General features: G+C 51.2%; 14 protein-coding genes. 4 read left to right on the forward strand and 10 right to left on the reverse strand.

All coding sequences use genetic code 11. The annotated features are described in order from the left end of the window. Nucleotides 1-21 precede the first annotated feature (21 nt). Together HWI92_RS21320 and HWI92_RS21325 are read left to right on the forward strand one after the other, a co-directional pair. Nucleotides 22-1,257 carry an amidohydrolase/deacetylase family metallohydrolase gene (locus HWI92_RS21320; protein ID WP_204659052.1) on the forward strand — a complete coding sequence of 412 codons (1,236 nt, stop codon included), beginning with the start codon at nucleotides 22-24 and terminating at the stop codon, nucleotides 1,255-1,257. Between the two features lie 2 nt (nucleotides 1,258-1,259). Beyond that, nucleotides 1,260-3,026, forward strand: a complete 1,767-nt coding sequence (locus tag HWI92_RS21325) for a PQQ-dependent sugar dehydrogenase (protein ID WP_204659054.1) — start codon at nucleotides 1,260-1,262, stop codon at nucleotides 3,024-3,026. Nucleotide 3,027: 1 nt separating this feature from the next. Here the strand turns inward: HWI92_RS21325 and HWI92_RS21330 are convergent, their stop codons facing one another. The 8 genes from HWI92_RS21330 to HWI92_RS21365 form a co-directional block, all read right to left on the reverse strand. Then, entirely contained in the window at nucleotides 3,028-3,927 is a 900-nt protein-coding gene (locus tag HWI92_RS21330; RefSeq protein ID WP_204659056.1) for a carbon-nitrogen hydrolase family protein, read from the reverse strand. Beyond that, nucleotides 3,924-4,538, reverse strand: a complete 615-nt coding sequence (locus tag HWI92_RS21335; protein ID WP_204659058.1) for a GNAT family N-acetyltransferase — start codon at nucleotides 4,536-4,538, stop codon at nucleotides 3,924-3,926. Before HWI92_RS21335 ends, HWI92_RS21330 begins: the two co-directional genes overlap by 4 nt. Further along, nucleotides 4,531-4,944 (reverse strand): nuclear transport factor 2 family protein, encoded by a 414-nt coding sequence (locus HWI92_RS21340; RefSeq protein WP_204659060.1) that lies wholly within the window; start codon nucleotides 4,942-4,944, stop codon nucleotides 4,531-4,533. Before HWI92_RS21340 ends, HWI92_RS21335 begins: the two co-directional genes overlap by 8 nt. Before the next feature lie 30 nt (nucleotides 4,945-4,974). After that, complete coding sequence (locus tag HWI92_RS21345) at nucleotides 4,975-6,963, reverse strand: glycosyltransferase family 39 protein (RefSeq protein WP_204659062.1); 1,989 nt, start codon at nucleotides 6,961-6,963, stop codon at nucleotides 4,975-4,977. 72 nt (nucleotides 6,964-7,035) lie between these two features. Continuing rightward, nucleotides 7,036-8,067: an ABC transporter ATP-binding protein gene (locus HWI92_RS21350; protein ID WP_204659064.1), complete on the reverse strand. Its 1,032-nt coding sequence runs from the start codon at nucleotides 8,065-8,067 to the stop codon at nucleotides 7,036-7,038. Further along, nucleotides 8,064-9,146 carry an iron chelate uptake ABC transporter family permease subunit gene (locus HWI92_RS21355; protein WP_204659066.1) on the reverse strand — a complete coding sequence of 361 codons (1,083 nt, stop codon included), beginning with the start codon at nucleotides 9,144-9,146 and terminating at the stop codon, nucleotides 8,064-8,066. Before HWI92_RS21355 ends, HWI92_RS21350 begins: the two co-directional genes overlap by 4 nt. Nucleotides 9,147-9,150: 4 nt before the next feature. Beyond that, nucleotides 9,151-10,338: an ABC transporter substrate-binding protein gene (locus tag HWI92_RS21360; protein ID WP_204659068.1), complete on the reverse strand. Its 1,188-nt coding sequence runs from the start codon at nucleotides 10,336-10,338 to the stop codon at nucleotides 9,151-9,153. A gap of 22 nt (nucleotides 10,339-10,360) precedes the next feature. Beyond that, the gene (locus HWI92_RS21365; RefSeq protein ID WP_204659070.1) at nucleotides 10,361-10,756 is read right to left on the reverse strand and encodes a DUF5618 family protein; all 396 of its coding nucleotides are present in this window, start codon (nucleotides 10,754-10,756) and stop codon (nucleotides 10,361-10,363) included. 136 nt (nucleotides 10,757-10,892) lie between these two features. Between HWI92_RS21365 and HWI92_RS21370 the strand changes: the two genes are divergently transcribed. Both HWI92_RS21370 and HWI92_RS21375 read left to right on the forward strand, forming a co-directional pair. After that, nucleotides 10,893-11,999 carry a ligase-associated DNA damage response exonuclease gene (locus HWI92_RS21370; RefSeq protein ID WP_204659072.1) on the forward strand — a complete coding sequence of 369 codons (1,107 nt, stop codon included), beginning with the start codon at nucleotides 10,893-10,895 and terminating at the stop codon, nucleotides 11,997-11,999. Then, nucleotides 11,996-13,594, forward strand: coding sequence for an ATP-dependent DNA ligase (locus tag HWI92_RS21375; RefSeq protein WP_204659074.1), 1,599 nt, complete (start codon nucleotides 11,996-11,998; stop codon nucleotides 13,592-13,594). The genes HWI92_RS21370 and HWI92_RS21375 overlap by 4 nt, the downstream gene beginning before the upstream one ends. Before the next feature lie 6 nt (nucleotides 13,595-13,600). Here HWI92_RS21375 and HWI92_RS25680 read toward each other — a convergent pair whose 3' ends face one another. Continuing rightward, complete coding sequence (locus tag HWI92_RS25680; RefSeq protein WP_204664754.1) at nucleotides 13,601-13,918, reverse strand: PIN domain-containing protein; 318 nt, start codon at nucleotides 13,916-13,918, stop codon at nucleotides 13,601-13,603. A 76-nt stretch (nucleotides 13,919-13,994) separates the two neighbouring features. Then, a complete protein-coding gene (locus HWI92_RS21385) occupies nucleotides 13,995-14,204 on the reverse strand; it encodes a DUF2281 domain-containing protein (protein ID WP_204659076.1) in 210 nt (69 codons plus the stop codon). Nucleotides 14,205-14,236 lie beyond the last annotated feature (32 nt).

Here is a 14,236-nt window from a genome sequence, read left to right on the forward strand (position 1 = left end):
TTCGGTAAATCATTTTCTCCAATGAAAACAAAATGGAAATGCTGGCGCATATTGCTCTTCGGGCTGCTTTGCATGCAGGCAGCTCAGGCACAGACTTACGAACTGCTTATTAAAGGGGCGCATGTGATTGATCCTGTCAATAACATCAATCAAGTGATGGATGTGGCTGTAAGCAAAGGTACCATCGCCAAAGTAGCCGCGCACATCACCAGCCCCGCTGAAAAAACCATTGACGCAAAAGGCCTGTTTCTCACGCCGGGCTTCATTGATCCGCATACCCATGTGTTTGTAGGCACGCAGCCCGATTTGTTCGCAAATGGGGTCAACAGCGTATCTCCGGATGATTTTACCTTCCGCTCGGGCGTGACTACGGTTGTGGATGCCGGTACCTCCGGCTGGCGCAGTTTTCCATTGTTCAAGTCGCAGGTTATCGACCAGTCCAAAACGCGCATACTGGCCTTCCTGAACATTGCCGGCAATGGAATGACGGGTGAAAAATATGAGCAGGAACTATCGGATATGAATGCCGATTCCACCGCAGCAGCTATCCGTGACAATCCGGACATTGTGGCAGGGGTGAAGATAGGCCACTATAATGGTACCGACTGGGCGCCTTTTGACAGGGCTTTGCAGGCGGCTGCCTCAGCCGGCAAGCCACTGTTTGTAGAGTGCCATTTGCCAAATTACCCGCTGGCAGACCAGCTTGCGCGCATGCGGCCGGGCGATATGATTACCCACACTTTTGAAAACATCAGGGAACGTGCGCCCATCGTCGGGGCGGATGGTAAGGTGCAGCAGATTGTTTGGGAAGCAAAAAAGCGGGGCATATTGTTTGATCTCGGGCATGGCGGCGCCGGATTCTGGTTTGGTCAGGCTTCACCGGCGGTAAAGCAGGGTTTTTATCCCAATTCATTTGGCACCGACCTGCACCGTTTCAGCATGAACTCGGGCATGAAGGATATGGCTAATGTAATGTCCAAATTCATGGCCCTCGGCATTCCGTTTAAGGAAGTAATCACCATTGCAACCTCCAATGCAGCCCGCGCCATCGGCCACCCCGAGCTGGGAAATCTGAAAGAAGGAAATCCTGCCGACCTGGTACTGCTAGGCCTCCGCACGGGAGAGTTCGGCTTTGTGGACTCAGCAGGTAACAGCATCACAGGCAAGCAGAAAATTGAAGTGGAAATGACTGTCAGGGCCGGCAAAATCGTGTGGGACCTTAATGGTATCAGTGCAAAAAAACAGCAACAACATTGACAATGAAGACTATATTCATCAAAAACAAGCGCATAAAAGCAGCTGTGCTGAGCTTGGTAGCAGCCACCTGCATGGTAGCCGCCCGGCTGCCGCAGCAAAGTACGCTCCCTCCCGGTGACCCCGACAATGGCGGCCTCACCACACCGGACGGCTTTGAAACAGTAGTGGTAGCAGACAGTACCGGCCAGGCACGGCATATTGTGGTAAACGAAAACGGGGATATCTACATCAAGCTGCGCTATTATGGGAAAGGTGAGCGCGGCGGCACCGTAGCATTGCGTGATACCAACAAGGATGGAAAAGCCGATATCATCAAAAATTTTGGTCAGTACAAGGATGAAGGCGGGCTTGCCAATGGTGTAACCATTCACAATGGGTACCTCTATTTCAGCTCCACACTCGTGGTATACCGTAGCAAGCTGATCCCCGGGCAGCTTTTGCCAGATGAAAAAGTAGAGGTCGTGCTCCGCGACGATCACGAGCACGGTGACCACTGGCATATTACCAAGCCTATGGCATTTGATAACAAAGGCAACATGTACGTGCCTTTCGGTGCACCTTCGGACGCTTGTCAGGATATGGTCAATTCGCCGGGTGGCCAGCCGGGCAGCCCCGGGCTTAATCCATGCCCGGATCTGGAGAAGCATGGGGGCGTATGGAAGTTTAGTGCTGACAAGCTCAACCAGACGCAAAAGGATGGTTCCCTGTTTGCAACCGGCCTGCGCAGCATTGTGGGCCTGCGCTGGAATTCCGATGACGAAAGTTTGTATGCCGTGGTACATGGCCGGGATAACCTGCACCGCCTCTTTCCGGATCTGTTCAGCTCGTGGCAGAGCGCGGTACTGCCTGCGGAGGAATTTGTAAAACTGAAACAAGGCTCCAACATCGGCTGGCCATACTATTACTATGATCAGATGAAGGGTAAGAAAATGCTGAATCCTGAGTATGGCGGGGATGGTAAAAAAGAGGGTGAAGGTTCTAAATATCAGAATCCCCTTATTGGTTTTCCGGGCCACTGGGCGCCTAATGATTTGTTGTTTTACAAAGGAGACCAGTTTCCCGAGCGGTACAAGCATGGAGCCTTCATCGCATTTCACGGCTCTACAAACCGTGCTCCTTACCCGCAGGCGGGCTATTTTGTGGCATTTGTACCTTTCAAAAACGGAGCTCCTGCCGGCCCGTGGGAGGTGTTTGCAGACGGGTTTGCCGGCGTAGATCCGATCATTAATGTAAGTGATGCAAAGTTTCGCCCGATGGGGTTGGCCGAGGGTCTGGACGGCTCATTGTATATTACCGATTCCCGCCAGGGAAAATTGTGGCGCATCATGTTTAAAGGAAATAAAAAATCCTTTGGCCCGGCCCAGCTCGCAGCTATGGAAAAACACAAGCAGCTGGCACACATCCGCACACCTGATGAAGTGAAGGATAACCTGGACGCCGAAACCAAGCTCGCAGGCCAGCGTGTTTATAATACCTACTGTACGCCCTGCCACCAGCGCAACGGACTGGGCGACGGCAGCCGGTTTCCGCCCCTGGTCAATTCGGAGTGGGTGACCAATGACAAGCGCAGGCTCATTGAAGTAGTAACCAAAGGATTGGAAGGCCCCATAGAAGTACTCGGCAAGCCCTATAATGACCTCATGCCCAAGCACGACTTTATCAAGCCCGCAGAAATGGCGCAGCTGCTCACCTTTGTGCGCCAGAATTTTGGGCATATGCCCGACCGTATTACCGAAGATGACATCAAAAGAGTAACCAAAAAACAGTAAATCAGATCCGCACGGTCTGCACCTGAATGTCCATAGCCCGAAAGCCGCTGGCGACATTCAGGTGATCTTTAAAATTCAAAACTTGCCCGTCACGGCGTACTGCTTCTATCTTTGAAAAGTCAAGGTCATGTATCAGCCAGCCTTCCTGCTGGGCAGGCATTACTGCCATAATTCCTTCTTCGGGCAGGTCTTTGTCGGGCGTGGAGTAAAAGGCCGCGTACCCGTAGTTAATATCTACGGCCGGCGACCAGTGTGCGTCTCCCACGGTCTGGGATACGGCGGTATAAGCCTGGTTTTCCAATGCTCTTGCCCGGGCGCCCACGTGTACGCGGGTAGCACCGCGGATGGTTTCGGTACAGCTTGGAGCAAGGATCAGGGAAGCGCCGGCAGCGCATAAATGCTGAGAACCCAGCGAGAACTCCACATCATAGCAAATCTGGATTCCAAATCTCCCCCACTCAGCTTCAAAAACCGTCAGCTTTTTGGGCGCACTCTGAATGCCCCAATGCTCATCCTCAAACCGCGTCATGAAAAATTTATCCTGGTACCCTGCCAGTCCGCCCGGGCCGAACACGTAGACCCGGTTCAGATGCAGGTCATTTTCCACTATCGGAATGCTTGGCGCCACAATGATCACCTGGTACTTGCGGGACAGCATTTCGAAAGTGCCGCAAAACTCACTTTTCAGCACATTCAGTTCCAGTACCTGCCCGCGGATATCGGAACGGATACTTTCATTGAAAATACTGACGAGCTCCATGGAGCCATATTCCGGGAAAAGGAGCAGATTAGCTTTTTCACTTGCGGCTTCAGCTACCCAGCGTTCTACGTGCAGTTGCCATGCTTCAAACGTAGCATGTTCGGTAATCGGGTACTGGGCGGCGGCAATGGTGGCATTCATCTGGTAAGTGCGTCGGTAAGTGATTTGAGCCAGAAGATCATCTGCTTGGGTGTGGAGGCAGTTTCGCCCAGGTCGGGCCACTCCATTGTCGCCATCATTGCGGGTTCTTTCCGGTACCCGCGTTTGAGCCAGAAAGCGTCGTTTGGACGATAGTCTGCGGGTTGCTGCGGGTGGTTTTCGCCCCTCTCTACCGCGCAAAAACAGCTGAGCTCATACGAGCCGAAACTGCGTGCATGTGCCTCCCGCTCATCAAAAAACAGGTGTCCCAGTCCACGGCCCCGGTATTCCTGAAGGAGGATACTTTCGCCAAAGTAAAAGATGGAGTTCACGTCCATACCCGCATCTTCAAAAGGCTTTCGTACTTCGTCCGACTCGTCGGCCAGCGGAATGCACGTAGTGGCCCCCACCATTTCGGTCCCGTCGTATACCGCAAAAAGGAATGCATGCTCGGACTGGGAATAAATGGTCAGGTATTCCTTTTCATAATCCAGAGAGCCTTCATACAGGTAGGGAAAGTCGCGGAATACCGCAATGCGCAGCTTGCCGACTTCTTCGGCAACTGCCTCGATCTGTGCGCCGTAGCGACGGATGAACGTAAGATTGTCAGTCATTTTTCGGTTTGGAAACCAGCTCTATCCAGAGCGGCAGGTTGTAGTAAGTAGTTACCCGGCTGATCAGCCCGCTTTTTACTTCCAGGAAAGCGGCCGCAGGCAGTACATAAGTTTGTCCATAAGCCTCGGGCAAGCCTTCTTCCCCTTTTTTATAAATACCATTCACCGTAAACTCCACCGCGACCCGGCTGTCCGAAGGTTCGGTGAAAAACACCATGTCCGTGAGCGTTTCTTCATAAGCTTCGTCCATTTTGCCTAAAAACTCCCTGAATTTATCGATCCCGATGCGCACGTCACCCTGGTTGGCTTCATGCCGTACCTCGGGATGAAGGAGTTCGAGCATGCCACCCCAGTTTTTATTGTTGAAGCTTTCGTAGTAGCGTTTTACAGTTTCAAGTGCAGACATAGTAATATGTTTTTCAAAAAAAATTTAAAGCTAGTTAGATTTCCCGTCGGGTGTGTATACCCACCTGAATGTACCTGACCAGGTTTTCCGGTACCATTTTCCATGATAAAAAAAGCGGTCCCCCTCGTCGTGCTCGGCAATGATACAATCCGGTTTAAAGTCTTTCAGTTCCAGCATCGCGGAAGCATTACGAACCTTCACATGGGCAAACTGCCTGCCTGGCTTTCTTAAAATGTACTGATAACCATAATCATAGCTGTATTCCTCAAAGTCAAACCCGATATGGGCAACGTCCAGGGAATCCACATACGTTTTCAGTCGCTCAATTTCAGGCCACTGATCTCCCCAGAGCATTTTTTCAGGTGTTGAAAAAAGGATACTTCCCTGTTTCAGGTTCAGCTGGTTTTCTGTCCGGATATTCAGGTGCAATGCCTTGTTGACAGGCGGAAAAATCTCATCGAAGAACCAGCGGGTCGACAGCAGCGGGTGCGTCACACTGAGCAAGGCAAAAGGCAGGGCAGCCAGCCACAGGATCAGCATGAGCAGGTGGTTTGCGATTCTGGAAAAAAAGTTGCCATACACCAGTCCGATGATTGGAGCCGCCAGCAGAAAAAACGGGATGTGCAGGCGGGAACCGTAAACCTGATAGGTAATAAAGTAGCAAAAAGTCAGAAAGCCGCCGAATACCAGCAATGCATACCATTTCAATCCTGATGTGGACCGGATAGAAAACAGCAGGGGTACAGTCAGCAGGATGAGCACCATACCCAGCAGATTGTGCGCAAAATCCTCGTTGAAGTTGAGCTTGTTCATCTTGAACTCCATCCCCGCACGCGGGTTGTTAAGGGGTGTACCCAGCTTTTGATGAAGACTTTTCAGGCGGTCTTCCAAAAATGCATTGTACTTATTACCTGGCGAAACAAAGCCCAGATGCAGAAAAACATGCTTGGAAGTGGACGAAAGCAGGTGCGTCACACCTCCCAGCTCATTGCGGTTGCCCGCACTCATAGTCCCGATTGGTGAGCCGAACACACGGTAGGTACGGTACCAAAAAGGTGCATTCAGTAAAAGGGTGAGCGCGATCACACCCGCTGTCAATACTGCCAGCTTTTTCCACTGCCTGCCGCTCTGTACCATTTTAAGCAGCAGATACAGGCCGAACGGAAATGCGAAAAATACGAAAGTACCTTTGGTCATCAGTCCAAGGGCAACCGTCATTGCAAGCAGGGGAAGCGAGGGGCTGCTTTTCTTTTTTACGTAGTCAAAAACGTGCATTGCCGTACAGGAAACGAAGAAAGCGGCTACCAGGTCGTTTTGGGTTGTCATGGACTCCAGTACTACGATGGGCAGCGTGGCGGCAAACACCAGCGCGGTCGCCAGGGAAGTACCCGAACCTTTGAACAACCCCACTACCAGCGAGACAACCACGAGAATGCCTGCCAGGCAAAACCATTGAACGCATTGAAAATAACGCTCACTGCCTGCAAGCAAAAAGGTATGCAGGTGCACATATTCCGAAAACGGACTGAAAGAAATCGCCCGCTCAATGTGTGAGGCATAATGCCCGACATGACCATCCTGAATCCAGTAACCCAGCCTCGACAGGTGGTAGCTGAGGGAATCGGCATTATTGGGCGTCGCTACAAATGCCACGGTGAGGGTGATCAGCCCCATGATCAGCAGCATGCCGGCCGGCAGCCAGCCTATCTCGCGGACAAAGCTTTTGGCAGATGCCAGCCAGGCTTGCAGTATGGCAGCAATCCCAGCACTTTTCTTTTCTTTTTGTTTCCATAAAAAAAAGAAAAGCAGGAGGTCCAGCAGCGCCCAGATGATCCGGATTGAAGTTGCCTGAATGCCGTGAATGCTGCTTAAAAGTTCGGTACTGGCGGCAATAAAGAAGAAGATGCCCGTAAGTGCAGTGAGCAGCGACCGGCGCAGGGGCTGCCCTGCATGTTGATACAAACCCAAATAACAACCCGCCGTGCTCAGGCAGATAGCCAATGGAATAAGTAGGATCATAAAAAGAGAAACGTCCTCGTTGGCTGAATAGAGTATCAAAACTAACTAATTCGACGAAACAAACGCATTCTCTTAGTCTGTGGATTCGGCCAGAAAGTGAATTTGCTGCAGAAGTGCTTCCATGGAGCGAACACTAAACCGCTGACCCTTCCAGTCGAGGATCCAGTGCAAATCCTGGTTTTCCTCCTGTACAGCAATACGCAACGCATGGTTTTTGGATAAACTGATCCCGTAACCTTTCCGCTCCAGTGCACGTTGTGTCCAGAAAACAAGGCGCGGCTCACCGGCAAGTGCAAAGTGCAGCAGATTGTGTGTCCGATGAACCATGAATGTTCCCGACAGTTGATCAAAATAGAATCCGGAGCCTGCAAATGCGGCTTCAAATGCTCCGTTGAGTACCAAGTCCTCCGGAGCACCTGCGGCCAGGCTTCCGTCTTTGCCCATCAGCCAGAGCTGGTCGGCCGACTGAAGTGCAAGGTCCAGCTCATGCGTGCTCAGCAGAATCGCCTTGCTGCTGTCACGTGCCAGCTCACGCAGCAATCCCATCATCTCGACGCGGTTGGGCAGGTCGAGGTGAGCGGTAGGCTCATCCAGCAGAATAACGCCCGTGTCTTGTGCCAATGCTCTGGCCAGTAGTAGTTTTTGCCGCTCTCCGTCACTCAGCTCCTGGATTTTTCGGGTGAGCAGGCTTGCAACCCCGGCCTGCTCAATGGCCAGGTTTATATGATAATGGTCGGACTCGCTGAGCCTGCCGAGCCAGCCGGTATAGGGAGTGCGGCCAAGTGCAATAACTTCACCGGCGGAGAGGTTGCCGGTTTCGAGCCGGTCGGTGAGTACCACACTGAGCTCCTTGGCGAGCTCGGCCGGTTTCAGGTCCGTCAGGTGGCGGCCACGGATCAGTATCTCTCCTCCAAGACCAGGCAGCAAGCCGGCCAGTGTCCGCATCAATGTTGATTTACCGCTGCCATTGGCTCCCAGCAGGCATACCAGCTGCCCGGGCCAGAGGTCGAGGCTCAGCTTACCCGCTACGATACGCTCCGCTCCTTTTTGGCGGTAACCAACCGACAGCTGCCGGGTTTCCAGGGCGAGTGACAGTCGGTTCATGAGAAGGAGGAGCGAAGGTTATTGCGGCTGATGATGATCCAGATAACGACCGGGGCGCCGAGCACGGAAGTCACGATGTTGATTGGGATGACGGTTTGCGTGCCGGGTAACTGGGACAAAATATCACAAAAAAGCATGAGTACGGTACCCGTGAGGCAGGCTGCCGGGATAAGTATGCGGTGATTGGACGTGCCCATTATAGACCGGGTAATGTGTGGTACTGCAATGCCCACAAAGCCGATAGGACCGCAAAAAGCGGTAACACTGCCCGTAAGCAGACTGGTGGCAGCCATGATCACGAGCCGGGACGCAAATACGGAAAGGCCCATGCTCCGTGCATAACTTTCACCCAGCAGGAGTGCATTGAGGGTTTTGGACGAACTGTAAGACAGGAGAATGCCGGCTACGATTACAATGGATAGGACCTGTAAATGGTTGTGTGTTACTCCGCCAAGTGACCCGAACGTCCACATGATGTACTCCTGCAACTGCTCGGGGCGGCTGAAATACTGCCATATACTCACAATCGAAAGTGTAACCGTACCGATCATAACGCCGGTGATGAGCAGGATTACATGATCGCGGATGCGGCCGGCTATGAGCAGGATCAGTGAAAGTACGGCCGCTGAACCCAGCGCAGCCATGATAATAATGAGCCAGCTGCTACCCGCACCCAGTTGTGAAATGGCGTAAATGCCCGTGCTGCCGCCACCTGCCAGCATCACAGCAGCCACACCCAGGCCGGCGCCTGCGGTAATACCCAGCTCAGAGGGGCCGGCCAGCGGGTTCCGGAACAAGGTTTGCATCTGCAATCCGCTGACTGATAATGCGCTACCTGCAAGTACGGCTGTCAATGCTTTTGGGAGGCGTATCTTTTCAATGATAAACTGCCAGGCAGTATGCTCCGATTTTTTGGAAAACAATATGTTCAGTACCTCTGCCGCAGGAATTTTGACAGAACCAAGCAGGATATCAAGCAGAAATAACCCGGCGGCTGCAATGAGCAGCAAGCTCAGCACAAGCCCGCTCTTTCCTGAAAAAGCAGCTGAATGGCTGGCGCGATGGGTTGTGGCAGGCATATGTCTAAGGTAGTTTTTTGTAAAAAAACAGCGAATGCGCTGGCAGCAGCTCGGGATGGAGAATATGGATGAGGTCGGCTAGTACAAGCTGGGGGGAAACCGTACCCGACTCAAAAAAATCATTTGAGCCGGCAGCATTCACCCGGTTGTTGTAGCTGTACATTTTTCCTGATTTAAAGGATTGGAAATCGGCATAACGTGCGTCGGCGGCCAGCACACTCTGTCGGCTATCGTGTTGGTCAAAACCTACATTAAGCCAGTACTCCGCCTGCAGCGCTGCCGGGTACACCGCTTCAAAGCTCAGTGACAAGCTGCCTGTGTTTTTGGTGTCGCTCCATGGATAGTTGGCACCTGCATCCGCAAAAAACCTTGCCATGTAACTTTCGCCCCCGGGCATGAACCACGCATCTTTGGTGTTCAGGCCTGAGAGTACTGCTGGTTTATGGGGGCTTTTACGGGCAAGATTGCTGAGGGACTGATACTCCTTTTCAAGTGCAGCAAACTTCTCATTCACCAGTTTTTCCTGGTTCAGCAGAGCGGCAAACAGCTTGACCCACTCGGCCCGTGCCAGGGGTGTATTCTCCACCCACTCAGAGTTGGGAAGGACCGGAATGCCTGCCTGCCTGATCAACTGGTACTGGCCTGTACCGCCGGTTCCTCCACTCGTCATCACAAGGTCGGGATGCATTTCAACGAGCTTTTCCTGGTTGAGGCCCTGGTCTTTGCCTACCTCCGTGATTTTGCCGTCCCGGATCAGCTGCTGTACCCTGGGAGAAAATACATACTGAAGACTGGCCAGTCCGGTGAGTGTTTTTTCAGCATTCAGAAATGCCAGAAAGCCGATATGCGTAGAGGAGGTGGCTACCAGGCTCCGCAGGGGGATTTCAATGATCTGCACATCGGAAAAACCTGCGGGCCGCTTTGTACCCCGGTCGAGCAGGATAAACCGGCTGGTATCTGCTGCATTGCCCAACTGATTGACAATGCTGACGAGCTTGTAATGGTCGCGGTAAGCAATGCTAAAACCTCTTGCATGGCGAATGACAGTTTCATGGGCATAGCTGCTTTGGGAGTGCCGATTATCTTTTGTACCCGAATCCGACTGGTTCTGGTTGCAGGCTTGGATGTGAAGTATAAAAAACAAAAAAGCTGCTAACCGGAGCAGCTTGTAAGAGGAACGGAGTAAGATCATTGAAATAACAGTTGCGCAAAAGTCAGATGTAAGTGAGCATTTGCTTCACATTTTTGAGTCCGGTCTGGATCGTGTCCACGGAGCGTGTACCATGATAGTAGCCTACAATATGCAGTTCGTCGTACACCGCCGCTAGAAGTTTTAGCAGCTTTTTATCATACTTGCGTATGCGTGCTGTATAATCCTCAATACTTGAAGGCTTGGTGAATTTTAGTCCTTCCTTTTGCCTCAAATACTCATCCAGGATCAGCAATGCAGCGGAATAGGCGGTGCCGGAAGCCATTTTTACATATTTGACATCCTTGTACAGGCCGTCTTCCTTGCCGGCTTTATTACTCAGAATTTCCCTGGCATTTTCCAGGTAGCGGGCGGCTTCCTCAGCAGGAGGGAGCGCCGGGACAGTGTGTTTTTTGGTCATAAAAAAATAAAAAATAGATTTCTTTATCAAGACGCTGCCGGAGCAAAAAGTCATCCCAAAAATAGCATTAAATTTTACCAAAAGTCCTTTCAGACACTTTCTGTAAAGTGGCACGTTTTTTAAGCCTTGCACAGGTATGCCATCACAGCCACTTCTACAATTTACGGGCAAAAGTATTTACTGCGCCATCGCAGATGTCCATATCGATCCCTGGATCCAGGTGGACAAGGCGATCATAACCCATGCGCACAGTGACCACGCACGCTGGGGAAGCCGGCATTACCTGTCACATAAAGACAGCGAACCTATCCTGCGCCTTCGTCTGGGACAGGATATTTCCCTGCAAACCGTAGCATATGGCCAGCAATTCGTGATCAATGGGGTTACATTTTCACTGCATCCGGCAGGGCATATTGTTGGCTCGGCGCAGGTGCGGGTGGAATACAAAGGGGAAGTGTGGGTGGCCAGCGGTGACTACAAGCTGGAAGACGACAATTTTGCCACACCCTTTGAGCCAGTCAGATGCAATGTATTTATCACCGAGTCAACTTTTGGACTGCCCATTTACAAGTGGCGTCCGCAGCACGAAATTATGTCTGAAATCGATGGCTGGTGGCGACAGAACAGAGCGGAGGGCAAAGCCAGCGTGCTGATGGGCTACTCATTGGGTAAAATGCAGCGCATCCTGAAAAACATTGAATTGCAGGATGACGTCCTCTATGCACACGGTGCCATACATACCACCAATGAACGCCTGCGCCAGGCTGGTTTTGATTTGCCGGAAACAACCCTTGTGACCAAAGAAACTGATCGCAAGCTGTTCAGGGGTGCGCTGGTGCTTGCCCCTCCATCTGTGGACGGCAGTACCTGGATCAAGAAGTTCGCTCCGTTTTCATTGGGTTATTGTTCGGGATGGATGGCGCTGCGTGGGGCTAAAAACAGGCGGGCGGTGGATCAGGGATTTGTGCTGAGCGACCATGTGGACTGGCCCGATCTTAATACCGCTGTAAAGGAAACCGGAGCAGAAAAAGTGTATGTGACGCACGGATATACCAGCATCTTCGCGCGCTGGCTGAATGAGAACGGCATTGAGGCCGGGGAAGTACATACCATGTACGGGAGTGAGGATGAAAGTGAGGAGGAAGAAGCAGTACAGGACATTGCAGCCGGCGAAAATGCTTACGAGCAGCATAAAGCCGATCTGGACAATTCGTCAACCATCCCTACCGAACCCGGCGTATGAAACAGTTCGCAGATCTTTTCATGAACCTCGACCGTACTAACAAGACCAATGCTAAGGTTGAGTTAATGAAGCAGTACTTTCTGGAAGCTTCGGACGAGGACAAGCTTTGGGCACTGACCTTGTTTACCGGCCGCAGGCCTTCGTTTAAGGTCAACAGGACACAGGTGAAAGAGTGGGCTGCCGAAGAAGCCGGCGTCCCGATGTGGCTTTTTCAGGAAAGTTACCATAGCGTGGGCGACCTGGGGGAGACCATATCTTTGCTGTTGCCGCGGGCTCCGCTGACAGACTCGGACAAGTCATTGTCGGAGTGGTTTTACTACCTGGGATTGCTGCCGGGTATGACAGACCAGGAGAAGCACGATCACATTGTGCAGGCGTGGATGCAGCTGGGACAACACGAGACCTTTGTCTTTAATAAATTACTCATGGGAAGCTTCCGCATCGGGGTGTCCCAGACGCTCGTGGTACGGGCACTGGCAGAAGCTACCGAAACTGACCCGAATGTGATTGCGCACCGGGTAATGGGGCAGTGGAACCCACAGGATACTACTTTTGAAAAACTGATTCTTGATAAAGGGGAAAATGATGATGCTTCGCGTCCGTACCCGTTCTTCCTGGCATACCCCATTGAAGGCGATGTGTCTGGTTTGGGTAATCCGGAAGATTGGTTTGCCGAGTGGAAATGGGATGGTATCCGCTCACAGATTATTTATCGTAACAAGGAGCTTTTCATATGGACACGCGGGGAAGAATTGTCTACCGAAAAATTTCCCGAGCTCCACTTTTTGAGTGAGGTACTACCAGACGGAACTGTGCTTGACGGAGAAATTGTCAGTTATACCGGGGGGCGGCCCATGCCTTTTAATGTACTGCAGACGCGCATTGGCAGGAAGAATCTTTCCAAGAAAGTGATGGAAGAAGCTCCGGTGGCATTTCTGGCTTATGATATACTGGAAAACAATGGTGTGGATATCCGCGGCCTGACCCAGGAGCAGCGCCGGGCACAGCTGGAACATGTTCATGCAAATGTGCCTGATCAGCAAATTTTCAACCTTTCCCCACTGATACAATTTAAGGAATGGGAGGATCTTCGGCAGATGCACGCAGAGGCGCGGCAGAATGCAGCCGAGGGTTTTATGATCAAAAGAAAAGGCAGTACCTATCAGGTTGGACGTAAAAAAGGGGACTGGTGGAAGTGGAAAATTGATCCTTTGAGCGTGGATGCCGTGCTGATTTACGCACAGAAAGGCTCGGGGCGGCGTGCAGAGCTTTTTACGGATTATACCTTCGCGGTATGGGACGATGATGGCAAGCTGATTCCTTTTGCCAAGGCCTACTCCGGGCTCACAGACGTGGAAATCGGCCAGGTGGATTATTTTATCAAGCGCAACGTGGTGGAAAAATTCGGTCCCGTGCGGACTGTCAAGCCTGAGCTTGTTTTTGAAATCGGCTTTGAGGGCATTAATGCTTCTTCACGCCATAAGTCGGGTATTGCCGTGCGTTTTCCACGCATTCTGAGATGGAGAAAAGACAAGAAAGCCGCAGAGGCTGATACGCTGGAAGCATTGAGAGGGATTTTGGAGATGTATCAGTGAATGTGATTACCATACCACATCTACAAAATCTTTGTAAAATTTGAATTGCTCATCACTGGATATGACCGTCAATTTCTCAGACAGGGCAGTTGCAATGATCAGCCTGTCGAATGGATCCCGGTGATTGTCGCGAAGTGCTATCTCCTGATAAGTATCAAGATAGTGACCGGAAACCGGAAGAATCTGAATTCCTATTTTTTCAACTTCTGACAGGTAAGCTGAAACCGGTCTGGTTAATTTCAGCTTTCCAATTTTCTTTTTTATAGCTATTTCAAAAAACGATACAACACTTACAAAACAAGGTATTGCATCGTCCGAAACGATATCAAGAACTTTGCCGAAAGCTGTGGGTCCTCATTCAAAATCCATAATATAACGTGTGTGTCTAGCAGGTATGCCATTACATATAGTCCTTTAAATCGTCCAGGGGTTCATTAAAATCATCTGACATTTGAATTGTACCCTTCATCGTGCCAAGTACTCGCTTTTTAGACTTTTCATTATTGTCTCCCAAAAATGTAATCAGCACTTTGGCACGGTCCATATCAGGCGGGCTTTCACTCAGTATGACCTTACCGTTTTCATAAACTCCCCCTATTGTTGTCCACATAGGTCAATGGTATAGTTTTATATTAATTGATA

Origin of the sequence: Dyadobacter sandarakinus, assembly GCF_016894445.1 — a bacterium.
Classification (GTDB): domain Bacteria; phylum Bacteroidota; class Bacteroidia; order Cytophagales; family Spirosomataceae; genus Dyadobacter; species Dyadobacter sandarakinus.